The organism is Pseudomonas sp. HP_01 (genome assembly GCF_055284355.1).
This window is the reverse complement of record NZ_JBTOPV010000028.1, coordinates 1-24,627: the sequence shown is the minus strand read 5'-3', so window position 1 is coordinate 24,627 and position 24,627 is coordinate 1. Positions and strand designations below refer to the sequence as shown.

The following is a 24,627-nucleotide window of genomic DNA, read 5'->3' as shown; positions in this document are numbered from 1 at the left end:
ATGTCCACGATAGCAGAGAACATTTCAACGCTCGCCGAGCGAATTCGTAGCGCAGCGCAAGCGGTGCAGCGCGACCCGGCCTCTGTCGGCCTGTTGGCGGTGAGCAAGACCAAACCGGCGAGCGATCTGCGGGATGCCTACGACGCAGGTCTTCGCGATTTCGGCGAGAACTACCTTCAGGAAGCCCTCGGCAAGCAGGCCGAATTGAGCGACCTGCCCTTGATCTGGCATTTCATCGGCCCCATCCAGTCCAACAAGACTCGCGCCATCGCCGAGCACTTTGCCTGGGTGCATTCTGTGGACCGTCTGAAAATCGCGCAACGGCTGTCCGAACAGCGTCCGCCAGAACTGCCGCCCCTGAACATCTGCATTCAGGTCAACGTCAGCGGCGAGGCCAGCAAGTCAGGATGCAGCCCTGAAGACCTGCCCGCACTGGCCCAGGCCATCAGCACGCTGCCGAACTTGAAACTGCGCGGGCTGATGGCCATTCCCGAACCCACCGACGACCGCGACGAACAGAACGCTTCGTTCGCCGCCGTCAGCACCCTGCAGGCACAACTGGGCCTGCCGCTGGACACGCTTTCCATGGGCATGAGCCACGACCTCGAAGCTGCCATCGCACAAGGCGCGACCTGGGTGCGGATTGGCACTGCCCTCTTCGGCGCCCGCAATTATAGGCAGCCTTAACCTTTGCCCCACAGGAAACCGTTCATGAGCAAAACCCGTATCGCGTTCATCGGCGCCGGTAACATGGCCGCCAGCCTGATTGGCGGCATGCGCGCCCAGAGCGTCGACGCTGAGCTGATTCGTGCCAGCGACCCTGGCGCAGAAACCCGCGAGCGCGTGGCAAAAGAACACGGCATCAAGGTGGTCGCCGACAACGCCGAGGCCATCGAAGGCGCCGATGTGGTGCTGCTGGCGGTCAAGCCGCAAATGATGAAGTCCGTGTGCGAAGCGCTGAAGCCGGCGCTCAAGCCTCATCAACTGATCGTGTCCATCGCCGCCGGGATTACCTGTGCCAGCATGCGGGCCTGGCTGGGCGAGCAGCCCCTCGTACGCTGCATGCCGAATACCCCGGCGCTGTTGCGCCAAGGTGTCAGCGGCCTGTACGCCACGGCGGATGTCACCGCGGCCCAGCGCGAGCAGGCCGAGACGTTGCTGTCGGCGGTCGGGATTGCATTGTGGGTCGATGAAGAAGCGCACATCGATGCCGTGACAGCGGTGTCGGGCAGCGGCCCTGCGTATTTCTTCCTGCTGATCGAAGCCATGACCGCCGCAGGCGTCAAGCTCGGCCTGCCCGCTGACGTCGCCAGCAAGCTCACGCTGCAAACCGCGCTGGGCGCTGCACTGATGGCCACCGGCAGCGACGTCGATGCGGCCGAACTGCGCCGCCGTGTGACATCGCCTGCGGGCACCACCGAAGCCGCCATCAAATCGTTCCAGGCCAATGGCTTTGAAGCAATTGTGGAAGAGGCGTTGAGCGCCGCTGCACATCGCTCCGCCGAACTCGCCGAACAGCTGGGCAAATAAGGAGCAATTCATGAATGCACTCACCGGCGCCACGATTTTCGTCATCCAGACGCTCATCAGCCTGTACCTGACCATCGTTCTGCTGCGCTTCGTGCTGCAGTTGGTCAAAGCCAACTTCTATAACCCGCTTTGCCAGTTCGCCGTTCGTGCCACTCAGCCGTTGCTGAAGCCTATCCGGCGCATCGTGCCGAGCGTCTTCGGGCTCGACACGTCCTCACTGCTGCTGGCGATCGTCATTCAGGCGCTGCTGATGGCCTTCGTACTGATGATGACCTACGGCACCATCGGCGATGTCCCACACCTGTTGATGTGGTCGATCATCGGCGTGACCTCGCTGCTGCTGAAAATCTTCTGGGTTGCGATGATCATCATGGTCATCGTGTCGTGGATCGCTCCGGGCAGCCACAATCCGGCCGCCGAGCTGGCCTACCAGATCAGCGAGCCTATCCTGGCACCATTCCGCCGCATCATCCCCAACCTGGGCGGTCTGGACATCTCGCCGATCTTCGCCTTCCTGGCGATCCAGGTGCTGCAGTCCTATGTCATGCCTGAACTGGCTGCATACGCCGGCATGCCGCAAGAGCTGTGGCGGTTGATTTAAACGCTGCGCCTAACCCTTGTTGACGGTACCGCCAGGTTAATAGCCTGGCGCGGACCAGATGTAGGAGCGCGCTTGCCCGCGAAGGCGTCGGAACATCCAACATGGTCGTGTCCGGTCTACCGCAATCGCGGGCAAGCGCGTTCCTGCAGGGCCTTGGGCCGAAGCCAGATTGCCGGTTGTCGCGGGACTTTGTTGCCGCACCCCCGCGCGATCTTTAGACTTACGCCTCATTTCAGCGAGAGCAGGTCGATGTCCACGGTCTTTCCCAAAGATTCTGTCGGTCTAGTCACGCCGCAAACGGCGCATTTCAATGAGCCGCTGGCCTTGGCCTGCGGACGTTCCCTGCCTGCCTACGACCTCATCTACGAAACCTACGGTCAGCTCAACGCCGCCAAGAGTAACGCGGTGCTGATTTGCCACGCGCTGTCGGGTCATCATCACGCAGCGGGTTATCACAGCGCCGAAGATCGCAAGCCGGGCTGGTGGGACAGCTGCATCGGCCCCGGCAAGCCTATCGATACCGATAAATTCTTCGTCGTCAGCCTGAACAACCTCGGTGGCTGCAACGGCTCCACCGGCCCCAGCAGCCTCAATCCCGAAACCGGCAGACCCTTTGGCGCCGACTTCCCGGTATTGACGGTCGAAGACTGGGTGCACAGCCAGGCGCGTCTTGCCGACCGACTGGGCGTCGATCAGTGGGCGGCCATCGTCGGCGGCAGCCTGGGCGGCATGCAGGCGCTGCAATGGACGATCACCTACCCCGAACGCGTGCGCCATTGTCTGGCGATTGCTTCGGCGCCCAAGCTGTCGGCGCAGAACATCGCGTTCAACGAAGTCGCGCGGCAGGCGATCCTGACCGACCCGGAATTCCACGGCGGCTCGTTTCAGGAACACGGCGTGATTCCCAAGCGCGGCCTGATGCTGGCCCGTATGGTCGGGCACATCACGTACCTGTCCGACGACTCGATGGGCGAGAAATTCGGCCGGGGCCTGAAAAACGAAAACCTCAACTACGACTTCCACAGCGTGGAATTCCAGGTCGAAAGCTACCTGCGGTATCAGGGCGAGGAGTTTTCCGGTCGTTTCGACGCCAACACCTACCTGCTGATGACCAAAGCGCTGGACTACTTCGATCCGGCCGCCAACTTCAACGACGACCTTGCCGCTACCTTCGCCAATGCCAGCGCCAGGTTCTGCGTGATGTCGTTCACCACCGACTGGCGCTTCTCCCCGGCCCGCTCGCGGGAACTGGTCGACGCGCTGATGGCGGCGAAAAAGGACGTCTGCTATCTGGAGATTGATGCGCCTCAGGGCCACGACGCCTTCCTGATCCCGATCCCGCGCTACTTGCAGGCCTTCTCCAGCTATATGAACCGAATTGCACTCTGAGGACACCATGAGAGCCGACCTGGAAATCATCCAAGACTGGATACCGGCAGGCAGCCGTGTGCTCGACCTCGGTTGCGGCGACGGCGAATTGCTGGCCTGGCTGCAGGAGCACAAGCAAGTCACGGGCTATGGCCTGGAAAACGACGCCGATAACATCGCCCGCTGCGTGGCGCGGGGCGTCAATGTCATTGAACAGGATCTGGACAAGGGGCTGGGCAACTTCGCCAGCAACAGTTTCGATGTCGTCGTCATGACCCAGGCGCTTCAGGCCGTTCACTACCCGGACCGCATCCTTGACGAAATGCTGCGCGTTGGCCGCCAGTGCATTATCACCTTTCCCAACTTCGGGCACTGGCGTTGCCGCTGGTATCTGGCGAGCAAGGGGCGGATGCCGGTTTCCGAGTTCCTGCCGTACACCTGGTACAACACGCCGAACATTCACTTCTGCACCTTTGGCGACTTCGAAGAGCTGTGTCGCGGTCGGTCGGCGAAGGTCATTGATCGGCTCGCGGTCGATCAACAGCATCGCCACGGCTGGGCCAGCAAGCTTTGGCCTAACCTGTTGGGTGAAATCGGCATCTATCGCGTCAGCAGCCCAGGCTTGCAGGACCACCAGATTGCCGTGTGACCTGCGCTAAGGGGCGTTGAAAGCCCTGTCGGCCAGCGCCAACACTGAAGTAAAAGCGGGCAACAGCGACGCACCCAGGCTCAGCTTCAATCAGCAGATTTTATGCAGCCGATTTCACGTAGCCGATTTTCACGGACTCATCATGAACCTCACCCAGCTCGTACTGGCCAGCCATAACGCCGGCAAACTCAAAGAACTTCAGGCCATGCTCGGCGCCAGCGTACAGCTGCGCTCGATCGGCGAGTTCAGCACCGTGGAACCCGAAGAAACCGGGCTGTCGTTCGTCGAGAACGCCATCCTCAAGGCGCGCAACGCTGCGCGGATTTCCGGTCTGCCGGCACTGGCCGATGATTCGGGACTGGCGGTGGATTACCTGGGCGGTGCGCCGGGCATTTACTCCGCGCGTTACGCCGACGGCAAGGGCGATGCGGCGAACAACGCCAAATTGCTGGACGCCCTCAAGGACGTCCCCGCCGAACAACGTGGCGCCCAGTTCGTCTGCGTTCTGGCCCTGGTGCGCCACGCCGACGACCCGCTGCCGATCCTCTGTGAAGGTCTGTGGCACGGCCGCATGCTCACCGCCGCCAGTGGCGACCATGGCTTCGGTTATGACCCGTTGTTTTGGGTGCCGGAGCGCAACTGCTCCAGTGCCGAACTCACCCCGGCTGACAAAAACCAGATCAGCCACCGCGCCCGCGCCATGGCCATTCTGCGTCAGCGTCTGGGGCTGAGCCCTGATCAGCAATGACTCAGGATTCCACCACCCGGCCGCTGATTCTCGGCGCGGCCGGTTTCTCCTCTGAGCAGCCACGGGCGCCCCTTGCCGAGCTGCCGCCGCTGTCGCTGTACATCCATATCCCGTGGTGCGTGCGCAAATGCCCGTACTGCGATTTCAACTCACACACGGCAAGCCCGGTGTTGCCGGAGCAGGAATACGTCGACGCGCTGCTGGCCGATCTCGATCAGGACCTGCCCCACGTCTATGGCCGCGAGCTGAGCACCATCTTTTTCGGTGGCGGCACGCCCAGCCTGTTCAGCGCCGACGCGCTGGGCCGTCTGCTGCGGGGCCTTGAGCAACGCATCCGCTTCGCACCCGACATCGAGATCACGCTGGAAGCCAATCCCGGCACCTTCGAGCAGGTGAAATTCAGCGCCTATCGGGGCCTGGGCATCAATCGGCTGTCCATCGGCATCCAGAGTTTTCAGGAAGCCAAGCTCAAGGCGTTGGGACGTATCCATAACGGCGATGAGGCCGTGCGCGCTGCCGACATGGCGCGCCGGGCGGGTTTTGATAATTTCAATCTGGACCTCATGCACGGCCTTCCGGACCAGTCCCAGGAAGACGCCCTCGGCGATCTGCGTCAGGCGATCGCCCTCGCACCGACTCACCTGTCCTGGTATCAGTTGACCCTTGAGCCGAACACCGTGTTCTGGAATCAGCCGCCAACGCTGCCGGAAGACGACATTCTCTGGGACATTCAAGAGGCTGGTCAGACGCTGCTTCGGGACAACGGCTACGGTCAATATGAAGTATCGGCCTATGCCCAGCCGGGACGCGAAGCGCGGCATAACCTGAATTACTGGAGCTTCGGGGATTTCATCGGGATCGGTGCGGGTGCCCATGGCAAACTCAGCCACCCGGACGGGCGCATCATCCGCACCTGGAAGACCCGGCTGCCCAAGGATTACCTCAATCCGGCCAAGGCCTACCAGGCTGGCGAAAAGCTGCTGCCGCTGGACGAGATGCCCTTTGAATTCCTGATGAACGCCCTGCGCCTGACAAAAGGCGTGGACGCTGCATTATTTCAGCGCCGCACCGGTCTAAGCGTCGATTCGCTCGCCAGCGCCCGTCTTGAGGCGGAACAACGCGGCTTGCTGGAGACCGATCCGTTACGGCTGGTGGCGACCCCTCGCGGCCAGTTATTCCTCAACGACCTGCTGCAGCACTTTCTTCTGTAAGGCTCAACACTAAGGACACTGAATGGAATTCGTACTCGACTTGCTGGCCACCGTCTCGCGCTGGAGTCGCAGCAATTTGTCGGAAATCGCCCTGGCATTGGTGGGCTGTCTGCTGATTCTTTTCGGGACCGACATCAAGGGCTGGATCGAAGGCCGCCTCGGCAGCTTTGCCGGCGCCCTGCGCATTCCGATCATGGCGCTGCTCTGCACCGTCGGCAGCGGCGCTGCGCTGATTTATGCCACGCCATGGGTCGTGCGCGGCCTGAGCCAGTTCAACAACTACAGCCTGGCGCCGGTGTTGGTGGTGGTGCTGGTGTTGATCGGGGTCGTGGCGGATCGGAAGTAACCGACCGGAAATGCAAAAGCGCCCTTGCCCACCATGGCGGGAAGGGCGCTCTCAAGACATCACTCTCAGCTGTTGCCGAGTGTGATCAGCCCATTAGCGAATGCTCTGGATGCTGCCTTTGTTACCGGTCACTTTTACGTTCACTTGCTTGAAGATGAAGTAATCGTTGACGGTGACTTCGTAACGCGGCGCGACGATCAGGTCGGAACCGGACGACTTGACGGCCTTGAACGCAGCGGCTGCCTTGGTGGAGGAGATCGGATCCGGCAGAGGCAGGCCGATGCCGCCGCCACCGCTCGCGCCGCCGTAGGTCACGCCGTCCGCAAACTGAGTATCACCACCGATGTTCAACCAGCCGAACAGCACATTGGTGGAAGACTCGCCGCTGATGGCTTCACCGACTTTGACGTCAGCCTTCAGATCAGTCTTCACGTCGCCGGACAGCGAAGCGCTTGGCTGGCTGACGTTGTAGCTGACACAGCCGCTGGTGGTCGCAATCAGCGTGGCGATCGCAGCCATTTGCCAAAACTTGTTCATCTTCATTCCTCGTCATCAATATTGATATATGCAACGGCGGGGACTATGAAGATCAGAACTGAAAATGGATGTCGGACGATTCCGAAGACCTTGTAGCCTCCTTAGGAAGAAATCGAAGGGTTCGTCATACAAGGCAATTGGCGGGCTGAAATGTGCGGTAAAAACTCAAAAGCGGCCACTGTCGGGCCGCTCCTGGTCAAGAAGTGATCAGGCGAGCTTCTCGAACTTCAGATCCCAGACCCCGTGACCGAGGCGTTCGCCACGGCGTTCGAACTTGGTGATCGGACGTTCCGCAGGGCGCGGAACGCATTTACCGTCTTCGGCCAGGTTGCGGTAACCCGGGGCCACATTCATCACTTCCAGCATGTATTCGGCATACGGTTCCCAGTCAGTCGCCATGTGCAGCACGCCGCCCGGCTTCAACTTGGTGCGCACCAGCTCGGCAAATTCGGCCTGGACGATACGGCGCTTGTGATGGCGCGACTTGTGCCACGGATCAGGGAAAAACAGCATCAGCCGGTCCAGGCTATTGTCAGCCACACAGCGGTTAAGCACTTCGATCGCATCGCAATCGTAAACCCGCACGTTGGTGAGACTCTGGGTCAGCACGCCGTTCAGCAAGGCGCCAACGCCCGGACGGTGCACTTCCACGCCGATGAAGTCCTGCTCTGGCGCGGCGGCAGCCATCTCCAGCAGCGAGTGCCCCATGCCGAAACCGATTTCGAGGGTGCGCGGGGCGGAGCGGCCAAAGACCTGATCGAAATCAACGGGAGCGTCTGCCAGCGGCAGCACGAATAGCTCCTTGCCTTGATCCAGGCCGCGTTGCTGACCTTCGGTCATGCGGCCGGCGCGCATCACGAAGCTTTTGATGCGGCGGTGATTACTGTCATCGCCTGGCGCTTTGGCATTTTCGTCATTCATCACTTCGTCGTCCGGAAGTGGGTCGGGCGTTTGCGAATCAATCATCAACGGGCTCTTACTTGATCAGACCATCCAGCGGCGAAGATGCGCTGGCATAGAGTTTCTTGGGCATACGACCGGCCAGGTAAGCCATGCGGCCAGCCAGAATGGCGTGTTTCATGGCTTCGGCCATCAACACCGGATGCTGGGCGTGAGCGATCGCTGAGTTCATCAGCACCGCTTCGCAACCCAGTTCCATGGCGATGGTGGCGTCGGACGCAGTGCCGACACCGGCATCCACCAGGACCGGGACTTTCGATTCTTCGAGGATGATCTGCAGGTTATACGGGTTGCAGATCCCCAGGCCAGTACCGATCAGGCCCGCGAGGGGCATCACCGCGCAGCAACCGATTTCGGCGAGCTGGCGGGCAATGATCGGGTCATCGCTGGTGTATACCATGACGTCGAAGCCGTCCCGAACCAGCGTTTCCGCCGCTTTGAGGGTTTCGATGACATTAGGGAACAGGGTCTTCTGGTCAGCTAGGACTTCCAGCTTGACCAGATTGTGACCATCGAGCAGCTCACGGGCCAGACGGCAGGTGCGCACGGCCTCGATGGCGTCGTAGCAACCGGCGGTGTTCGGGAGGATGGTGTAGCGATCCGGCGGCAGCACGTCGAGCAGGTTCGGTTCGCCAGGGTTCTGCCCCAGGTTGGTCCGGCGCACGGCAACGGTAACGATCTCGGCGCCCGAGGCTTCGATGGCCAGTCGGGTCTGTTCCATGTCCGTGTACTTGCCAGTGCCGACCAGCAGGCGCGACTGAAAAGTACGACCTGCCACGGTAAACGGCTTGTCGCTGCGAACGTTGCTCATCTGAAATCCTCTTTACGGTTGAGGTTCTTGCAGTGATTGCGGATCAGGCCGGCGGCACGTCGAAGGCTAGCCGCCACCGATGGCGTGCACCACTTCGACCTGATCGCCCTCGGTCAGCGTCGTAGCGGCATGCTGGCTGCGCGGGACGATGTCCAGATTGAGCTCGACGGCGACTCGGCGCCCGGTCAGATCCAGACGTGTCAGCAATGCCGAAACGGTCTCGCCGTCGGGCAGCTCAAAGGATTCACCGTTCAACTGAATGCGCATGCGAGGGGCAGCCATCATTTTAGGGGGCGAGCATTCTAGCCCGATCGGTCGGTATGACCAAGGCAAAGCCACGCCATTCGTCTCAGGCGTGGCCGAGGGTTGCTGCGCGCTCGACATAAGCGCACGCAGTGGGGATCAGAGCGTGTCGAGGCCCAGGCGCCATGCCGTCCAGCCAAGAATCGCCCAGCCGATCAGGAAAAACAGGCCACCGAAGGGGGTGATGATGCCCAGCTTGGTCGCGCCGGTCAGCGTCATCAGGTAGAGACTGCCGGAAAACAGGATGATGCCCAGTGTGAAAGAGATCCCTGCGTAGGTGACGAGCCGGCCCTGGATCTGCATCGCCAACAGCGCCACGCCGAAAATCGCCAGCGCATGAATCAGTTGGTAGAGCACTCCGGTATGAAAGACCGCCAGGTACTCGGGCGTCAGACGGTTTCTCAGGCCGTGGGCAGCGAACGCACCAAGGGCGACGCCAGTGAATCCGAAGAAGGAGGCCAACATCAGAAAGGTTCGTAACATGTACAACTCCAGGCAGGTTCGATGACGCGTGGTCTGTATAATGGCCCGCTCAACCGGTTCGGCCAAGCCATCTCTATGCTGCAATTACTCCTCCGTCGTGTCGCCAAAGGCCTGCTCTGGTTCGCAGCGGCAAGTGTCGTGCTGGTACTGATTTTTCGTTGGGTCCCTCCTCCGTTTACCGCGTTGATGGTCGAACGCAAGATCGAATCCTGGTTCGACGGTCAGCCCATTGATCTGCAGCGCGACTGGGAGTCGTGGGACAACATTTCCGATGATCTGAAAATCGCCGTCATCGCTGGCGAGGACCAGAAGTTCGCCGAGCACTGGGGTTTCGATATCGACGCCATTCAGGCGGCACTGGTTCATAACGAACGCGGTGGTTCGCTGCGCGGGGCCAGTACGCTGAGCCAGCAGGTATCCAAAAATCTCTTTCTGTGGTCGGGCCGCAGTTACTTTCGCAAGGGCCTGGAAGCGTGGTTTACCGGTCTGATCGAGGTGTTCTGGTCCAAGCAGCGCATTCTCGAGGTGTACCTGAACAGCGTGGAATGGGACGACGGCGTCTTCGGCGCCCAGGCCGCTGCGCAGCATCACTTTCACGTGAATGCGAGTCAGCTTTCCACGCAACAGGCCAGCTACCTGGCCGCCGTCCTGCCCAACCCGCGGGAATGGAGCGCCAGCCATCCCAGCAGCTACGTCTCACGCCGCGCCGGCTGGATCCGCCAGCAGATGAGGCAGCTGGGTGGGGATGAGTATTTGATGGGGCTGAATCACAGTCGAAAGTGGTAAGCCACGATCCCTGCAGGGGCCGGCTTGCTGGCGAACGCGCCCTGTCAGTGGGTAAAGAGGTGACTGACACACCGCGTTCGCGGGCAAGCGCGCTCCTACAGTTGATTTGCGTCGTCCATCAATCTGCATCCACGCCGGTAATCCCCGTGGTAACCATCTCGCAGGTCTAAAGTCCCGAGATAACATGGCATGGAACGCGGTCTGCCTCTGCCCGCAGGGCGTAGGAGCGCGCTTGCCCGCGAAGGCGTTCTCGGGGCGCCGGCCGTCACACCTGACACGACGCCTATGGATCAATCCACGCAAATCCGCAGCCGGCTTGCTGGCGAATGCGCGCGTTCAGACACTTAGCTAGCGAATGCCATATGAGGTTCACCAGCAAGCCGGCTCCGGATTGTCGTTGGGGGCAACCAGATTTAGCGTCGGACCGACAAACAAAAACGCCCCGATCATCTCGGGGCGTTTTGCGTTACGGCGTAGCGATCAGGCAGCGATCGACAGCTTCAGCTTGTTCATCGCGCTCTTCTCGAGCTGACGAATGCGCTCGGCAGAGACGTTGTACTTCTCGGCGAGGTCGTGCAGCGTCGCTTTTTCTTCCGCCAGCCAGCGTTGATACAGAATGTCGCGGCTACGGTCGTCGAGCACGTTCAGCGCTTCGTGCAGGTTGGCCGTGGAGCTGTCAGTCCAGTCGGAATCTTCCAGCTGACGCGCCGGATCGTAACGATGGTCTTCCAGGTAGTTGGCCGGCGACTGGAAAGCGCTGTCGTCGTCGGCTTCTGCAGCCGGGTCGAACGCCATGTCATGGCCGGTCAGACGGCTTTCCATCTCACGCACTTCGCGGGGCTCGACGCCCAGGCTTTCTGCTACGCGATGCACTTCTTCGTTGTTCAGCCAGGCCAGACGCTTCTTCTGACTGCGCAGGTTGAAGAACAACTTGCGCTGAGCCTTGGTGGTCGCGACCTTCACGATGCGCCAGTTGCGCAGGATGAACTCGTGAATCTCGGCCTTGATCCAGTGCACTGCAAAGGACACCAGGCGCACGCCCATTTCTGGGTTGAAGCGCTTGACGGCTTTCATCAGGCCAACGTTACCTTCCTGAATCAGGTCAGCCTGAGCCAGTCCGTAACCGGAATAACTGCGTGCGATATGCACGACAAATCGCAGGTGGGCGAGCACCATCTGCCGAGCCGCCCCTAGATCCTGCTCGTAATAGAGACTCTCGGCCAGTTCACGCTCCTGCTCAGGCGTCAGCAGTGGAATGCTGTTTACCGTATGCACATAGGCTTCCAGGTTTGCGCCCGGAACCAAGGCATAAGCAGGTTGCAAAGAAGTGGTCATACGAAAAAACCTCCGACACATAACTCGTGCAGTTCAGCACTGCGAAATTGACCGGGAACCGCTAGACAAGTTCCCTGAGCTGAAAAGTCAATAGGTGAAACAAAATTTACTAACGACGTTGTTACTCAAGACTAACGAGGTGCCAACTCTCTTAAATGGCGCGCTACCGCAATCCACGCACCGATATACCCCAACAGCACCGCTCCAAGCAAGAGCGACAAGCCGTCTGAGACCGGCACGCCAGCGAGGGCGAAATTGCTGCCGTAAAGCCCGGCCAGCCGTACCACCGCTTCGTTCAACCAGTCTAGCCCGAAAGCCAGAACACCCCAGGAAAGAACTCCCGCACCCAGCCCGTACAACGCCCCCATATAAAGGAAGGGCCGGCGCACGTAGCTGTCCGTACCGCCTACCAACTTGATGACCTCGATTTCCGTACGACGGTTCTCGATGTGCAGACGAATGGTGTTGCCGATGACCAAAAGCAACGCCGCGACCAGCAATACGGTCAGGCCGAAGACAAATCGGTCGCCCAGCTTGAGGATAGCGGCCAAACGCTCGACCCAGACCAGGTCTAGTTGGGCCTGCTGCACTTTAGGCAACTCAGCCAGACGCGTACGTAATGCCTCCAGCGCCGCTTTGTCAACTTCCAGCGGCGTCACCAGCACAACGCCGGGCAGCGGGTTTTCAGGCAGTTCCTTCAGCGCCTCGCCCAGACCGGACTGCTTCTGGAATTCGTTCAGCGCCTCATCGCGGCTGATGTACTCGGCCTCGGCGACGCCGCCCATTTCCTTGATCTGACGGACAAGGCCTTCGCCCTCACTCGGGGACGCATCCAGCTGCAGATAGAGAGATATCTGGGCAGCGCGCTGCCACGAACCGCCCAGACGCTCGACGTTACTCAGCAACAACGACAAGCCCATCGGCAAACTGAGGGCAATCGCCATCACCAGGCAGGTAAAAAAGCTGCCAATGGGCTGCTTGCCCAGACGGCGCAGGCTGTCCAGCAGACTTGAACGGTGGGCTTCGATCCAGGCGTTGAACAACTCGCCGAAACTCGGGCCGTCATCGTCATCGCGCTTCTTTTTCTTTTGCGGAGCCGGGTCGGACACCTTGGGCGCTACGCGCTCGGAGACCTTGGGACTGCGGGTGGCACTCATACGCCAGCCTCCCCGTCGCCGATCAATCGGCCGCGCTGCAACGTCAGCATGCGATGGCGCATCCGTGCGATAAGTGCCAGGTCGTGGCTCGCAATCAGCACACTGGTGCCCAGTCGGTTGATGTCTTCGAACACACCCATGATCTCGGCCGCCAGTCGCGGGTCAAGGTTACCGGTGGGTTCGTCCGCCAGCAGCAGGGCCGGGCGATGCACGATGGCGCGGGCGATGCCGACGCGCTGTTGCTGACCGGTGGACAAGTCGCCCGGGTACAGCTCTGCTTTATCAGACAACGCCACGCGCTCAAGGGCCGAATCGACGCGTTTGACCACTTCGGTCTTGGACAGGCCGAGGATCTGCAGCGGCAGCGCGACGTTGTTGAACACCGTGCGATCAAACAGCAACTGGTGATTCTGGAACACGACGCCGATCTGACGACGCAGAAACGGAATCTGCGCGGTGCTGATCTGGCCGAGATCCTGACCCGCCAGCAAAAGCTTGCCAGTGGTCGGACGTTCCATCGCCAGCAGCAGGCGTAGCAAAGTGCTCTTGCCTGCGCCGGAATGACCGGTCACAAACAAAAATTCACCACGACGTACTCGAAAGCTCAGCTCATGCAAGCCGACGTGTCCGTTCGGATAGCGTTTACCGACCTGTTCGAAACGAATCATGGGCGCTCCCGCTCGGCGAATAGGGCTTGGACGAACGGCTCGGCTTCGAAGGTTCGCAGATCGTCGATGCCTTCACCGACACCAATGTAGCGAATCGGCAGGCCGAACTGCTTGGCCAGGGCGAAGATCACGCCGCCCTTGGCCGTCCCGTCGAGCTTGGTCAGCGCGAGGCCGGTCAGCTGTACAGTCTGATTAAACTGCTTGGCCTGATTGATAGCGTTCTGACCTGTGCCAGCGTCCAGCACCAACAAGACTTCATGGGGCGCGTCGGCGTCGAGCTTGCCGATCACGCGGCGAACCTTCTTCAGCTCTTCCATCAGGTTGTCTTTGGTGTGCAGACGGCCCGCCGTGTCCGCGATTAGCACATCAATACCGCGCGCTTTGGCGGCCTGAACGGCATCAAAAATCACCGAAGCCGAGTCCGCACCCGTGTGCTGCGCGATGACCGGAATCTTGTTGCGTTCGCCCCAGACCTGCAGTTGCTCAACGGCTGCAGCACGGAAGGTGTCGCCTGCCGCCAGCATGACCTTCTTGCCTTCGAGCTGAAGCTTCTTGGCGAGCTTGCCGATGGTGGTGGTTTTACCCGCGCCGTTAACGCCCACGACCAGGATCACGAATGGCTTGTGCTGTGCAGTGATCACCAGCGGAGCTTCCACTGGCTTGAGCATTTCGGTCAGCTCGTTCTGCAGCGACTTGTACAGCGCATCGCTGTCGGTGAGCTGCTTGCGCGCCACTTTCTGCGTCAAGTTGCGCACGATCGCCGACGTTGCTTCCACACCGACGTCGGCGGTCAACAGCCGGGTTTCCAGCTCGTCGAGCATGTCGTCGTCGATGGCTTTCTTGCCGAGAAACAGGCTGGCCATCCCTTCGCCCAGGCTGGCGCTGGTTTTCGACAGGCCCTGCTTCAGGCGCGCGAAAAAACCAGGCTGCTTGGGTGCGGCGGATCCTTCGAACGGGACAGGCGGCACGCTGGTTTCAAGAACGGGCACGGCAGGTGCGGCTGGAACCACCGGCGCTGTCGTCAACGGCGGCGTCAGCGAAGGGAGATCATTGCCGGACACCGGATCAGGCAGCGCGACGGGGGTCGGCTCGATGGACGGAGCCACTTCGAACGAGGTCGTGTCGATGACCGCCGGTGGAGCGGGCACTTCAGCCAATGGAGTGGCTGCGGACTCCACGTTGGACTCGGTGTGAACCGGGATGGACGGTGTAACGTGCGGCTCACGCTCATCGGTGAAAGCGACCGGTTCTTCAGCGACAGGCAGGTGAAGCCAGGGATCTTCGACAGGGGCCGAAAGTGCTTCGGTCGTGGCGGTCTGTGGCAACGGCTGCGGCGCGGGTTGCGGCTGACGCTGGGCCGGGATGACCGGGGCGTTGTGCTGCTCAGCAACAGCCGGTGCCTGATCGGGCACGGACTCTGGCGCTGGTGCGGGGTCATTCTGCGGCGGCTCGGGAGTGACTTCCTGCGGCTTTTTGCGCAGCCATCCGAACAGGCCTTTTTTCTCGCCAGCCGGGGCTGGGGTCTTCTTGTCGTCGTTGGAACCAAACATGGAGGACGGCTATCTCACGGTAACGACGCGCCAGAGCGGCGCCTCTGAAAAATTCTGTATGGGAAACAGACTGCTTTTAGGTCCGCTTGTTCAGCGTTCGCCCTGCCACAGGGGCAGCGCAGTCCCGTTGAGGGCACTGCTCGGCCATTTCTTACGAAGCAGGCTTACGACGCTGACATCTTAGTCATGGTCGTCAGGCAAACTCGCCGCTATCCTAACACCCCCGCGCCCGCTGACGCTAAGCAGGCCGTCTCCAAGGTTCAAATCACGAATGAATGCTCTAGCCCGCTGTGCCGCAGGCCTGCTGCTCAGCACAATCTGTTTGCCCTTCGCCGCATCGGCTGCCGACCCACAACCCACCACCGAATTCACGCTGGACAACGGCCTGAAGGTCGTCGTGCGTGAAGATCACCGTGCACCGGTGGTGGTTTCGCAGGTCTGGTACAAGGTGGGTTCCAGCTACGAGACGCCTGGCCAGACGGGCCTGTCCCATGCGCTGGAACACATGATGTTCAAGGGCAGCTCGAAAGCGGGTCCCGGCGAAGCGTCGCTGATCCTGCGCGACCTGGGCGCGGAAGAGAATGCGTTCACCAGCGATGACTACACCGCTTACTACCAAGTGCTGGCCCGTGATCGACTGGCCGTTGCCTTCGAACTGGAAGCCGACCGCATGGCCACCCTGCGCCTGCCGCCTGAAGAGTTCGCGCGGGAAATAGAAGTCATCAAGGAAGAGCGCCGGCTGCGCACCGACGACAAGCCGAACGCCAAGGCCTATGAGCGCTTCAAGGCCATCGCCTACCCCGCCAGCGGCTACCACACGCCGACCATTGGCTGGATGGCGGACCTTGAACGCATGAAGGTCGAGGAACTGCGCCACTGGTATGAATCCTGGTACGTGCCCAACAACGCCACGCTGGTGGTGGTGGGTGACGTGAAGCCCGATGAAGTGAAAGCCCTGGCTGAGCGCTTCTTCGGCCCGGTGCCACGCCGCGACGTACCGCCCTCGAAAAAGCCGCTGGAGCTGGCCGAACCTGGTCTGCGCCAGATCACTGTGCATGTCGCCACGCAGATGCCGAGCCTGATGTATGGCTTCAACGTGCCTAGCCTGGCCACCGCCACCGATCCACAGTCGGTCAACGCACTGCGCCTGATCTCGGCCTTGCTTGACGGCGGCTACAGCGCGCGCATTCCGACGCGCCTGGAGCGCGGCGAAGAGCTGGTCACCGGCGCTTCATCCGACTACGACGCCTACACCCGCGGCGACAGCCTGTTCACCATTAGCGCCACGCCCAATCAGCAGAAGAAGAAAACCCTCGCCGACGCTGAAGCTGGCATCTGGCGCCTGCTCGACGAACTGAAAACCAAGCCGCCTGCCAAGGAAGAGCTGGAACGGGTCCGGGCCCAGGTGATCGCCGGATTGGTCTATGAGCGCGATTCCATTACCAGTCAGGCGAGTACCATTGGCGAACTCGAAACGGTGGGCCTGTCCTGGAAGCTCATCGATCAGGAACTGGCCGCGCTGCAAAGCGTGACGCCGGAAGACATTCAGAAGGCTGCACGCACCTACTTCACCCGCGAGCGCCTTGCCGTTGCGCATGTTTTGCCTGAGGAGAAAGCCCAATGAGCCAGCGCAACGAATCCCGCTTTGCGCGAACGCGGGCCTGCTCCTTCGCACTCGCCGTGACGTTTGGCCTGCTGGGTGCTGGATCGGCGATGGCAGAGACTGCCGCCGAAACCCCGAAAGCCATCGACAAGGCGGCCAGTACGCTGGAATCCCTGAAAGAACTGGACGGTAAAGCGCCGGCTCGCCGCTCGCTGAACATTCAGTCGTGGAATACCGCTGAAGGCGCTCGTGTGCTGTTTGTCGAAGCCCATGAGCTGCCGATGTTCGACATGCGCCTGCTGTTCGCGGCCGGCAGCAGTCAGGACGGCGCCAACCCAGGCATCGCGCTGGTCACCAATGCGATGCTCAACGAGGGCGTCAAAGGCAAGAACGTCAGCGCCATCGCCGAAGGTTTCGAAGGGCTGGGCGCTGATTTCGCAAACGGCTCCTACCGCGACATGGCGATCGCCTCGCTGCGCAGTCTGAGTGCCGCCGACAAACGCGAGCCCGCGTTGAAACTGTTTGCCGAAGTGGTGGGCAAACCGACATTTCCGGCGGACTCGCTGGCGCGGATCAAAAACCAGTTGCTGGCGAGCTTCGAATATCAAAAGCAGAACCCCGGCAAGCTCGCAGGCGATGAACTGTTCACGCGGCTGTACGGCGACCATCCTTACGCGCACCCAAGCATGGGCACGGCCAAAAGCGTCGCGCCTCTCACTTTGGCTCAGCTGAAGGCCTTTCATGCCAAGGCCTACGCCGCCGGCAACGCGGTGATTGCGCTGGTTGGCGACCTGACACGCGCCGAAGCCGAAGCAGTTGCGTCCCAGGTTTCAGCCGCGCTGCCTAAAGGCCCGGCGCTGGCACAAACCGTCGCACCGACCGAACCCAAGCCGAGTGAAACCCACATCGAGTTTCCGTCCAAGCAGACGCACCTGATGCTGGCTGAACTGGGCATCACCCGCGGCGACCCTGACTATGCGGCCCTGTCACTCGGCAACTCGATCCTCGGTGGCGGCGGATTTGGCAGCCGCCTGATGACCGAAGTGCGGGAAAAGCGCGGCCTGACCTACGGTGTGTCTTCAGGCTTCACGCCAATGCAGGCTCAGGGTCCGTTCATAATCAGCCTGCAGACCCGGGCCGAACTGAGCGAAAACACCCTCAAGCTGGTCAAGGACATCACCCGTGACTTCCTTGCCAACGGCCCGACCCAGAAAGAACTCGACGATGCCAAGCGCGAACTGGCCGGCAGCTTTCCTCTGGCGACGGCCAGCAATGCGGCCATCGTTGGCCAACTGGGCGCGGTCGGCTTCTATAATCTGCCGCTGACCTACCTTGAAGATTTCATGACGCAGTCCCAGAGCGTCACGGTCGAGCAGATCAAAACCGTGATGAACAAACATCTGGACGCTGACAAGCTGGTGATCGTGACTGCAGGTCCGACCGTCCCGCAGAAGCCGCTGCCACCCCCTACTGACAAACCCGCCGAGCAACCGCTCGGCGTTCCGGAGCACTGATGACCTCGACTTCCAAGCCGCCGCGTATCCACAAAGGGCACAAAATCCACACAGGCCTCGGCCAACTGCGGATCATCGGCGGCGAATGGCGCAGTCGGCGTCTGAGTTTCCCTGACGCCCCCGGTCTGCGGCCGACGCCGGACCGCGTGCGTGAAACCCTGTTCAACTGGCTGGCGCCGTACATCGAGGGCGCGCGCGTCCTTGACCCGTTCGCCGGCAGTGGCGCGCTGTACCTTGAAGCCCTTTCCCGCGGCGCCAGCATGGGTCTGGCGCTGGACACCAACTCGATGGCGATTTCCAGCCTGCGCGAACACCTCGGTACGCTACGTTGCACCGTCGGCAGAACCGCTACCGGCGACGCGCTCCGCCATCTGGAAACCCAGCCGGCCGAACAATTCGACGTGGTGTTCCTCGACCCGCCGTTCCACCAGGACTTGCTGATGCCTGCCTGCACATTGCTGGAAGAGCGCAACTGGCTGGCGGACAGCGCGTGGATCTACACCGAAAGCGAAACCGCGCCGTCGACGCTGGGCATGCCCGCCAACTGGCGCCTGCACCGTGAAAAGAAAGCCGGTCAGGTTCACTACGCGGTATGGGAACGCAGTGCCGTCGCAAGCTGACCTTCCCGGGTTCGTCCCGGCGTTCGGCCTGGGCAACCCGCACTCGCAGACGCTGTGGGGACCGCTGTGGCGTCCGACCACTCACCTCGAGCGCCGGCGCGAGCGCATCTGGCTGGAAGACGGCGATTTCCTCGACATGGACTGGCATGGCCCGCACGACGCAAACGTGCCGGTCGTGCTCGTGTTGCACGGTCTGACCGGATCGTCCAACTCCCCCTATGTCGCCGGGCTGCAGCACGCCATGGAAAAACGTGGCTGGGCGAGTGTCGCCCTCAACTGGCGAGGCTGTTCGGGGGAGCCGAACCTGTTGCCCCGCAGCTATCACTCCGGCGCCAGCGAAGACCTTGCCGCCGTGATCGATCATCTGCGCAAGGCCCGACCACTGGCGCCGCTTTACGCTGTCGGGTATTCCCTCGGCGGCAATATTTTGCTCAAGCACCTCGGCGAAACCGGGCTCGACAGCCACCTGCAAGGCGCTGTGGCGGTGTCGGTGCCGTTTCGTCTGGACGAATGCGCCGACCGAATCGGGCTGGGGTTTTCCAGGGTTTACCAGCGGCACTTCATGCGCGAGATGGTCGGCTACATCAAGGACAAGCAGCGACGCTTTCAGCATGAAGGTCTCAGCGATGGCCTTGCAGAACTGGCGGCGCTGGGTTCGCTGAAAGACATGCGCACATTTTGGGATTTCGACGGGCGTGTGACAGCGCCGCTGAATGGATTCGTGGACGCCCATGATTATTACCGGCGCGCGTCCAGTCGATACTTCCTCGGCGCCATCCGCACGCCAACTCTGCTGATTCAATCCCTGGACGACCCGTTCGTGTTCAAGCACAGCCTGCCTGCAGCCTCGGAGCTGTCGTCCAGCACCGAATTCGACCTGCAGAAAAAAGGCGGCCACGTGGGTTTTGTCGGCGGCACGATTAGAAAGCCGACGTATTACCTCGAGCAGCGGATTCCGATGTGGCTGACGGACGTCCATGGCGCGCAGGCAAACGACTAGTTTTTGCTGCGCCGGGCGATTGGCCTGATGTAAGGCTCACATGCCTCCACCTTAGTCCCCCGTCGCAACGCCCCGCTGCGGATCATTGATCCACTCGCTCCACGAGCCCGCGTACAGCGCCCCCAACGGATAACCGGCGAGGGCCAACGCAAACAGGTTGTGACAGGCCGTCACACCAGAACCGCAATAGGCGACGAGCTCATGGGCAGGACGGCCTTGCAAAGCCTCGGCAAACCGCTGTTTCAGTTGCTCTGCCGGGAGAAAGCGGCCATCCGGGCCGAGGTTGTCGGTGAATGCCGCGCACTGCGCGCCGGGAATGTGCCCCGCAATAGGGTCGATGGGCTCGACCTCACCCCGGAACCGCGCGGGGGCACGTGCGTCGATCAGAGTCATCGCGGGATCGCCGATGCGGGCCTGCAGCTGCTCGGCCGTCAGCACCATCGAGTCATCCGGTACGCCGTCGAACGAACCCTCGGGTTGGTGAGGCGGATCAAGACTCAGCGGCAGACCCGCCCCGTGCCAGGCCTTGAGCCCGCCATCGAGTACATACACACCGTCGCGCTTGCCCAGCCACGCCAGCAACCACCAGGCGCGGGCGGCATAAGCACCGGGCCCATCGTCATACAGCACGATATCGCTCTGATTGTTCACACCCCAGAACCGCAAGCTCTCAATCACCGTCTGTGGATCCGGCAGCGGGTGGCGGCCGGTGACACCCTTGGTGATGGCCCCACTGAGATCATTGAGCAAGTCAGCGTAGGAAGCGCCTTCGATATGGCCCTCTGCGTAGCTGCGCTGGCCATAGTCCAAATCGTCCAGCGACGAACGACAATCCAGTATCACAAGCCCGGGCTGTGTCAGACGTTCTGACAATTGTTGCGGGCTGATCAATTGTGCGATGGACATGACAGGCTCCTGCAGGCAGTAAAAAATGGCGATATGACAATCGATTGAGACAGCCGGGCCGATTCAGCCGGCGTCTTCCAGCGCCTTGGCCAATGGCACATAAAACTCCGCGCACAGCGCATTCACCGCTTCCCGCGCCTGGGGCGTGACATAGGCCAGCTCAAGCATCAGCACCTGATAAACCCCGCGACGAATCGCGTCTTCATTCAGGTGGGCGGGGGTTTCTCGCGTGGTGCACAGAAAACGTACCCATGACGTGAGGATGATCCACGCATTGAGCGTCAGAGATTCAATCTGGACTTTGTCCATGCTTAGAATCTGCGCGTCGACAAAGCCGCTGTAAATGGACATCGCCTTGATCAGGCAGTGTTGAGAAAAGCGTCGGTAACGCACCGCCAGCTCAGGATCGGTTTCAAGTAAGTGTTCGAGATCGCGGTGCAGAAAACGGTAGCGCCACATGCCATCGAGAATCGCCATCAAATAATGGCGCTTGTCTTCAACCCCCGGCAGCCGGCCCTTGGGCGGGTGAAGAAAGCTGTCGACCAGCGCTTCGTATTCGGTGAACAACTCGGCGATGATCGCCTGCTTGTTGGGGAAGTGGTAGTACAGATTGCCGGGCGACATTTCCATGTGCGCGGCGATGTGATTGGTACTGACGCTGCGCTCGCCCTGCTGATTGAAAAGCTCCAGGCTGCTGTGCACGATGCGTTCACGGGTGTTGATGCGTACGGTTTTGATGCGCGGCGCCATGTTCAACTCGAACGTCGAAACGTAACAGGGATGTGCCGGATCTTAACGCAAGCGTCGGGCTCGTTGCAGACTTCATCGCTCCATGGCAGTCGCCAGCCTGAGCCGAACCACAGCTGCGACACCAATGCCGAGCACGGCTGCCGCCAGCGTGTTGATCAAAATCACGCCGCGCAACCCGATCGGCGCCGTGAGCACTCCGACCAGCAGACCGGCCAGCGGCTGCGACAAGTTGTTCAGCAGCGTGATGACGCCAACGGTCTTGCCGAAGTCGCGCGCCGGGATGACCCGCTGACGAATGCTGCGCATGTACACGTTGAACATCTTGTCGAAGCCGACGATCAGCAGAAAGCCGACAAGATAGACCTCGGATGACGCACTCGTAGCGGTAACGAATGCCCCCAGCAGCAAGGCGATGTATGACATCGCACCGAGCAGTTTCAGCGGCAGACTGACCCGTGCCAGGACAAACAGAATCGCGATGGTTAGCAAAGCGCCCACCGCCTGGAGGCCGGCATAGTAATCTTTGCTCTCGCTGAATGAGCCGATCACCATCGCCGCCGAGCTGGCCAGCGTGACACCGACGATCAGGTTGACGCCGACCGCCAGCAGGATGATTTTCTTCAGTTCGGCCAATCGGAAGATGTGTCCGAAGGCGATTCTTAAAGGCTGCGTCCAGCTGTAGGCGTGCTGATCAAAGCGTTCCAGCGTGACATCGCTGTTGCGTTGCCAGACGCGCATCGCCAGATCCGCCGCAACGAAAACCACTGCCACACCGATCACGACACCCCACCAGTGACAGATCTCCAGTGCCAGCGCCGCTAGCAAAGGGCCGAGTACAAGGCCGCTCTGGTCGGCAATCTGAGAGTAGGAGAGCGTCTTGCCGTAGCGGTAATCCGGAAAAATATGCGGCATCACCACTTCCCGGGCCATGATCCCCTGAGTGGTCAGGACCCCACAGATCGCCGACAGCCCGATCAGCCAGCCGATGCCCCCAAACAACCCATACAGCCCCATCGCGACCAGGCAGATCAAGGCGCGGTAGATCTGGCTGATGTGCAGCAGCCGGATGGGCGAGTATCGGTCGCAAAGCGCGCCGCAAATGGGGAATGCAAGGAAGCGCGGCAACGTCTCGACAAAGAACGCCAGCCCCGCCAGGGAAGCGCTGTTGGTGGTCTGGAAAACAATCAGCGGCACCAGGAACAGGAGAACCTGATCGGCGAGGCGGGAGAGAAACAGGGAAAGGAAAAACGCCAGATAGTCCGTGCGCATTGAGACTCCGTGTCAGGTGGTGCGGGGCGGCAGTGCCGTATTTGCCCGGACAGTCTGGCGTGCGCCTGCGAGCGAATGCAAGGGCCGTTGACTTCGTAGAGCAATGACTCTAAAAGCACTGCATAACTTTAACAAGGACCGCTGCGATGCCCGTCGAATCTAATCTTTTGCCATGCGCAGACGACGCTCCTTCCCCGCGCAGCCATCTGGAGCAGGTATTCGACGAGCAACGGCGCGCGTTTGCCGCCAACCCGATGCCGGCTTTGCAAGAGCGCAAGCAATGGCTCGACCGCTTGCACACGCTGCTCAGCACCGAGCGCCAGGCGATCATCGACGCGATCAGCGCTGACTTCAGCCACCGCAGCGCCGATGAAACCCTTCTCGCCGAGCTGATGCCGTGCCTGCACAACATCCGCCACGCCCAGCGTCATCTGAAGAAATGGATGCGGCCTTCGCGCCGAAGCGTCGGCATGGCGTTCCAGCCCGCCAGCGCCAAAGTCGTTTACCAGCCATTGGGGGTGATTGGCGTGGTGGTGCCTTGGAATTACCCGCTGTATCTGGCCATCGGGCCGCTTGTGGGCGCATTGGCAGCCGGTAACCGCGTGATGCTCAAGCTCAGTGAGTCCACACCCGCCACCGGCGCGTTGCTAAAAAGCCTGCTGACGCGGGTGTTTGCGGAAGATCACGTCGGGGTTGTGCTGGGCGAGGCGGAGGTTGGCGTGGCGTTCTCTAAATTGCCGTTCGATCATCTATTGTTCACAGGCGCCACTAGCGTCGGGCGGCACGTCATGCGCGCGGCGGCGGAAAACCTCACCCCGGTGACGCTGGAGCTGGGCGGCAAATCCCCCGCCATCGTGTCCCGCGACGTGCCGTTCAAGGACGCCGCGGAACGCATCGCTTTCGGCAAAACACTCAACGCCGGACAAACCTGCGTGGCGCCCGACTACGTTCTGGTGCCTAGAGATCGCATTGACGAATTCGCCGAATCCTACAAGGAAGCGGTCACACGGTTTTACCCCGCGCTGGCCGACAACCCGGATTACACCGCGATCATCAATCAGCGGCATGTCGCGCGCCTGAATTCATATCTCGCCGACGCTCAAACCAAGGGTGCGCGGGTGATACAGCTGTTCGCCGAGGGGCAAGACCGCAGGATGCCTTTCAGTCTGATTCTGGACGTGAACGACGATATGCTGATCATGCAGGATGAGATATTCGGACCGCTGCTGCCAATCGTGCCCTACGACAAGATCGAGCAAGCATTTGACTACATCAATCAGCGACCCAGACCACTTGCGCTGTATTACTTCGGCTACGACCGGAATGAACAAAACCGCGTGCTGGAGCAGACACATTCGGGCGGCGCCTGCCTGAATGACACCCTGCTGCATGTTGCCCAGGACGACTTGCCTTTCGGCGGCATCGGCGCGTCGGGCATGGGTCATTACCACGGGCACGAGGGTTTTCTGACGTTCAGCCACGCCAAAGGCGTATTGATCAAGCAACGTTTCAACGCCTCACGGCTGATCTACCCACCCTATGGAAAGGCACTTCAGAAGCTGGTTCAGCGACTGTTCGTGCGCTGATCCTTTTGCAAACCCTGACCGACACCACGCGCCCGGCCAGCGGCAATGGATATGGAAACTTGTGGGACCGGCTTTAGCCGGGAAGGCGTCTTGCGTCACACCGCAAATCTGATGGCGCCCACACCGGCCTTTTCCCGGCTGAAGCCGGTCCCACTCTCTGAACGCGGTCACCCTGTAGGACTGGCTTTAGCCGGGAATGTATTTGGCGTCACACCACAAAATGTGTGGCGCCCACACCGGCCTCTTCCCGGCTGAAGCCGGTCCCACTATTTGAACGCGGTCATCCTGTAGGACTGGCTTTAGCCGTGTATGCGTTTCGCGCTACACCGCAAATCT

Annotated in this window: 25 protein-coding genes and 1 pseudogene; 14 read left to right on the top strand and 12 right to left on the bottom strand. The window is 61.0% G+C overall.

Translation table 11 applies throughout. From position 1 onward, the window contains the following. From ACYAR8_RS16175 to ACYAR8_RS16140, 8 genes are all read left to right on the top strand, one after another. A complete protein-coding gene (locus ACYAR8_RS16175) occupies window positions 1-687 on the top strand; it encodes a YggS family pyridoxal phosphate-dependent enzyme (protein ID WP_463580418.1) in 687 nt (228 codons plus the stop codon). Window positions 688-711: 24 nt separating this feature from the next. After that, complete coding sequence (gene proC, locus ACYAR8_RS16170) at window positions 712-1,530, top strand: pyrroline-5-carboxylate reductase (RefSeq protein ID WP_463580417.1); 819 nt, start codon at window positions 712-714, stop codon at window positions 1,528-1,530. Between the two features lie 10 nt (window positions 1,531-1,540). Then, the gene (locus ACYAR8_RS16165) at window positions 1,541-2,131 is read left to right on the top strand and encodes a YggT family protein (protein ID WP_074892366.1); all 591 of its coding nucleotides are present in this window, start codon (window positions 1,541-1,543) and stop codon (window positions 2,129-2,131) included. 249 nt (window positions 2,132-2,380) lie between these two features. After that, a complete protein-coding gene (gene metX, locus ACYAR8_RS16160; RefSeq protein WP_463580416.1) occupies window positions 2,381-3,520 on the top strand; it encodes a homoserine O-succinyltransferase MetX in 1,140 nt (379 codons plus the stop codon). Between the two features lie 7 nt (window positions 3,521-3,527). Further along, on the top strand, window positions 3,528-4,148 hold the full coding sequence (metW, locus tag ACYAR8_RS16155) for a methionine biosynthesis protein MetW (protein ID WP_074892364.1): 621 nt from the start codon (window positions 3,528-3,530) through the stop codon (window positions 4,146-4,148). A gap of 139 nt (window positions 4,149-4,287) precedes the next feature. Beyond that, window positions 4,288-4,896, top strand: a complete 609-nt coding sequence (gene rdgB / locus ACYAR8_RS16150; RefSeq protein ID WP_074892396.1) for an RdgB/HAM1 family non-canonical purine NTP pyrophosphatase — start codon at window positions 4,288-4,290, stop codon at window positions 4,894-4,896. Then, the gene (hemW, locus tag ACYAR8_RS16145; protein WP_463580415.1) at window positions 4,893-6,107 is read left to right on the top strand and encodes a radical SAM family heme chaperone HemW; all 1,215 of its coding nucleotides are present in this window, start codon (window positions 4,893-4,895) and stop codon (window positions 6,105-6,107) included. The genes rdgB and hemW overlap by 4 nt, the downstream gene beginning before the upstream one ends. 22 nt (window positions 6,108-6,129) lie before the next feature. Beyond that, entirely contained in the window at window positions 6,130-6,453 is a 324-nt protein-coding gene (locus tag ACYAR8_RS16140; protein ID WP_065991135.1) for a DUF3392 domain-containing protein, read from the top strand. Between the two features lie 93 nt (window positions 6,454-6,546). Here the strand turns inward: ACYAR8_RS16140 and ACYAR8_RS16135 are convergent, their stop codons facing one another. The 5 genes from ACYAR8_RS16135 to ACYAR8_RS16115 form a co-directional block, all read right to left on the bottom strand. After that, the gene (locus ACYAR8_RS16135) at window positions 6,547-6,990 is read right to left on the bottom strand and encodes a hypothetical protein (protein ID WP_074892395.1); all 444 of its coding nucleotides are present in this window, start codon (window positions 6,988-6,990) and stop codon (window positions 6,547-6,549) included. Between the two features lie 207 nt (window positions 6,991-7,197). Then, window positions 7,198-7,911 (bottom strand): tRNA (guanosine(46)-N7)-methyltransferase TrmB, encoded by a 714-nt coding sequence (gene trmB, locus ACYAR8_RS16130; RefSeq protein ID WP_463580430.1) that lies wholly within the window; start codon window positions 7,909-7,911, stop codon window positions 7,198-7,200. A 55-nt stretch (window positions 7,912-7,966) separates the two neighbouring features. Beyond that, window positions 7,967-8,761, bottom strand: a complete 795-nt coding sequence (locus tag ACYAR8_RS16125) for a thiazole synthase (RefSeq protein ID WP_074892362.1) — start codon at window positions 8,759-8,761, stop codon at window positions 7,967-7,969. Between the two features lie 66 nt (window positions 8,762-8,827). Continuing rightward, window positions 8,828-9,028 (bottom strand): sulfur carrier protein ThiS, encoded by a 201-nt coding sequence (thiS, locus tag ACYAR8_RS16120; protein WP_074892361.1) that lies wholly within the window; start codon window positions 9,026-9,028, stop codon window positions 8,828-8,830. 135 nt (window positions 9,029-9,163) lie between these two features. Further along, window positions 9,164-9,547 (bottom strand): DUF423 domain-containing protein, encoded by a 384-nt coding sequence (locus tag ACYAR8_RS16115; protein WP_456292246.1) that lies wholly within the window; start codon window positions 9,545-9,547, stop codon window positions 9,164-9,166. Window positions 9,548-9,622: 75 nt separating this feature from the next. Here ACYAR8_RS16115 and mtgA point away from each other — a divergent pair, with 75 nt between their 5' ends. Further along, window positions 9,623-10,333, top strand: coding sequence for a monofunctional biosynthetic peptidoglycan transglycosylase (mtgA, locus tag ACYAR8_RS16110; protein ID WP_074892393.1), 711 nt, complete (start codon window positions 9,623-9,625; stop codon window positions 10,331-10,333). A 480-nt stretch (window positions 10,334-10,813) separates the two neighbouring features. Here the strand turns inward: mtgA and rpoH are convergent, their stop codons facing one another. The 4 genes from rpoH to ftsY form a co-directional block, all read right to left on the bottom strand. Beyond that, on the bottom strand, window positions 10,814-11,668 hold the full coding sequence (gene rpoH, locus ACYAR8_RS16105; RefSeq protein ID WP_037018833.1) for an RNA polymerase sigma factor RpoH: 855 nt from the start codon (window positions 11,666-11,668) through the stop codon (window positions 10,814-10,816). Between the two features lie 131 nt (window positions 11,669-11,799). Then, window positions 11,800-12,825, bottom strand: a complete 1,026-nt coding sequence (gene ftsX, locus ACYAR8_RS16100) for a permease-like cell division protein FtsX (RefSeq protein WP_074892359.1) — start codon at window positions 12,823-12,825, stop codon at window positions 11,800-11,802. Then, complete coding sequence (gene ftsE, locus ACYAR8_RS16095; RefSeq protein ID WP_037018829.1) at window positions 12,822-13,493, bottom strand: cell division ATP-binding protein FtsE; 672 nt, start codon at window positions 13,491-13,493, stop codon at window positions 12,822-12,824. The genes ftsX and ftsE overlap by 4 nt, the downstream gene beginning before the upstream one ends. Then, window positions 13,490-15,043, bottom strand: coding sequence for a signal recognition particle-docking protein FtsY (gene ftsY / locus ACYAR8_RS16090; RefSeq protein WP_463580414.1), 1,554 nt, complete (start codon window positions 15,041-15,043; stop codon window positions 13,490-13,492). Before ftsY ends, ftsE begins: the two co-directional genes overlap by 4 nt. 271 nt (window positions 15,044-15,314) lie before the next feature. On the opposite strand from ftsY, the gene ACYAR8_RS16085 reads away from it, so the two are divergent. From ACYAR8_RS16085 to ACYAR8_RS16070, 4 genes and pseudogenes are all read left to right on the top strand, one after another. Next, window positions 15,315-16,667 carry a M16 family metallopeptidase gene (locus ACYAR8_RS16085; protein ID WP_108121025.1) on the top strand — a complete coding sequence of 451 codons (1,353 nt, stop codon included), beginning with the start codon at window positions 15,315-15,317 and terminating at the stop codon, window positions 16,665-16,667. A 119-nt stretch (window positions 16,668-16,786) separates the two neighbouring features. Continuing rightward, window positions 16,787-18,160, top strand: a pseudogene (locus tag ACYAR8_RS16080) (M16 family metallopeptidase); the annotation flags it as partial. Next, window positions 18,160-18,780: a 16S rRNA (guanine(966)-N(2))-methyltransferase RsmD gene (gene rsmD, locus ACYAR8_RS16075; RefSeq protein ID WP_074892355.1), complete on the top strand. Its 621-nt coding sequence runs from the start codon at window positions 18,160-18,162 to the stop codon at window positions 18,778-18,780. The pseudogene ACYAR8_RS16080 and the gene rsmD, both read left to right, overlap by 1 nt. Further along, a complete protein-coding gene (locus ACYAR8_RS16070) occupies window positions 18,764-19,780 on the top strand; it encodes a hydrolase (protein WP_463580413.1) in 1,017 nt (338 codons plus the stop codon). The genes rsmD and ACYAR8_RS16070 overlap by 17 nt, the downstream gene beginning before the upstream one ends. A 51-nt stretch (window positions 19,781-19,831) precedes the next feature. On the opposite strand, the gene ACYAR8_RS16065 is transcribed toward ACYAR8_RS16070, so the two are convergent. The 3 genes from ACYAR8_RS16065 to ACYAR8_RS16055 all read right to left on the bottom strand — a co-directional run bounded on the left by ACYAR8_RS16065 (window position 19,832) and on the right by ACYAR8_RS16055 (window position 22,705). Beyond that, on the bottom strand, window positions 19,832-20,686 hold the full coding sequence (locus tag ACYAR8_RS16065; protein WP_463580412.1) for a sulfurtransferase: 855 nt from the start codon (window positions 20,684-20,686) through the stop codon (window positions 19,832-19,834). Between the two features lie 63 nt (window positions 20,687-20,749). After that, entirely contained in the window at window positions 20,750-21,436 is a 687-nt protein-coding gene (locus ACYAR8_RS16060; RefSeq protein ID WP_463580411.1) for a TetR/AcrR family transcriptional regulator, read from the bottom strand. Window positions 21,437-21,508: 72 nt separating this feature from the next. After that, window positions 21,509-22,705, bottom strand: coding sequence for an MFS transporter (locus tag ACYAR8_RS16055; RefSeq protein ID WP_463580410.1), 1,197 nt, complete (start codon window positions 22,703-22,705; stop codon window positions 21,509-21,511). A 146-nt stretch (window positions 22,706-22,851) separates the two neighbouring features. Here ACYAR8_RS16055 and ACYAR8_RS16050 point away from each other — a divergent pair, with 146 nt between their 5' ends. Beyond that, the gene (locus ACYAR8_RS16050) at window positions 22,852-24,291 is read left to right on the top strand and encodes a coniferyl aldehyde dehydrogenase (protein ID WP_463580409.1); all 1,440 of its coding nucleotides are present in this window, start codon (window positions 22,852-22,854) and stop codon (window positions 24,289-24,291) included. Window positions 24,292-24,627 lie beyond the last annotated feature (336 nt).

Excerpts from the sequence above, each read along its gene's own strand:
- ACYAR8_RS16140 (WP_065991135.1), top strand. The coding sequence starts at position 6,130 with ATGGAATTCGTACTCGACTTGCTGGCCACCGTCTCGCGCTGGAGTCGC.
- rsmD (WP_074892355.1), top strand. The coding sequence starts at position 18,160 with ATGACCTCGACTTCCAAGCCGCCGCGTATCCACAAAGGGCACAAAATC.
- ACYAR8_RS16085 (WP_108121025.1), top strand. The coding sequence starts at position 15,315 with ATGAATGCTCTAGCCCGCTGTGCCGCAGGCCTGCTGCTCAGCACAATC.
- ftsE (WP_037018829.1), bottom strand. The coding sequence starts at position 13,493 with ATGATTCGTTTCGAACAGGTCGGTAAACGCTATCCGAACGGACACGTC.
- hemW (WP_463580415.1), top strand. The coding sequence starts at position 4,893 with ATGACTCAGGATTCCACCACCCGGCCGCTGATTCTCGGCGCGGCCGGT.
- metX (WP_463580416.1), top strand. The coding sequence starts at position 2,381 with ATGTCCACGGTCTTTCCCAAAGATTCTGTCGGTCTAGTCACGCCGCAA.
- ACYAR8_RS16165 (WP_074892366.1), top strand. The coding sequence starts at position 1,541 with ATGAATGCACTCACCGGCGCCACGATTTTCGTCATCCAGACGCTCATC.
- ACYAR8_RS16055 (WP_463580410.1), bottom strand. The coding sequence starts at position 22,705 with ATGCGCACGGACTATCTGGCGTTTTTCCTTTCCCTGTTTCTCTCCCGC.
- ACYAR8_RS16125 (WP_074892362.1), bottom strand. The coding sequence starts at position 8,761 with ATGAGCAACGTTCGCAGCGACAAGCCGTTTACCGTGGCAGGTCGTACT.
- thiS (WP_074892361.1), bottom strand. The coding sequence starts at position 9,028 with ATGCGCATTCAGTTGAACGGTGAATCCTTTGAGCTGCCCGACGGCGAG.
- ACYAR8_RS16050 (WP_463580409.1), top strand. The coding sequence starts at position 22,852 with ATGCCCGTCGAATCTAATCTTTTGCCATGCGCAGACGACGCTCCTTCC.
- proC (WP_463580417.1), top strand. The coding sequence starts at position 712 with ATGAGCAAAACCCGTATCGCGTTCATCGGCGCCGGTAACATGGCCGCC.
- ACYAR8_RS16175 (WP_463580418.1), top strand. The coding sequence starts at position 1 with ATGTCCACGATAGCAGAGAACATTTCAACGCTCGCCGAGCGAATTCGT.
- ftsX (WP_074892359.1), bottom strand. The coding sequence starts at position 12,825 with ATGAGTGCCACCCGCAGTCCCAAGGTCTCCGAGCGCGTAGCGCCCAAG.
- ACYAR8_RS16115 (WP_456292246.1), bottom strand. The coding sequence starts at position 9,547 with ATGTTACGAACCTTTCTGATGTTGGCCTCCTTCTTCGGATTCACTGGC.
- ACYAR8_RS16135 (WP_074892395.1), bottom strand. The coding sequence starts at position 6,990 with ATGAACAAGTTTTGGCAAATGGCTGCGATCGCCACGCTGATTGCGACC.
- ACYAR8_RS16060 (WP_463580411.1), bottom strand. The coding sequence starts at position 21,436 with ATGGCGCCGCGCATCAAAACCGTACGCATCAACACCCGTGAACGCATC.
- mtgA (WP_074892393.1), top strand. The coding sequence starts at position 9,623 with ATGCTGCAATTACTCCTCCGTCGTGTCGCCAAAGGCCTGCTCTGGTTC.
- ftsY (WP_463580414.1), bottom strand. The coding sequence starts at position 15,043 with ATGTTTGGTTCCAACGACGACAAGAAGACCCCAGCCCCGGCTGGCGAG.
- metW (WP_074892364.1), top strand. The coding sequence starts at position 3,528 with ATGAGAGCCGACCTGGAAATCATCCAAGACTGGATACCGGCAGGCAGC.
- ACYAR8_RS16065 (WP_463580412.1), bottom strand. The coding sequence starts at position 20,686 with ATGTCCATCGCACAATTGATCAGCCCGCAACAATTGTCAGAACGTCTG.
- rpoH (WP_037018833.1), bottom strand. The coding sequence starts at position 11,668 with ATGACCACTTCTTTGCAACCTGCTTATGCCTTGGTTCCGGGCGCAAAC.
- trmB (WP_463580430.1), bottom strand. The coding sequence starts at position 7,911 with ATGAATGACGAAAATGCCAAAGCGCCAGGCGATGACAGTAATCACCGC.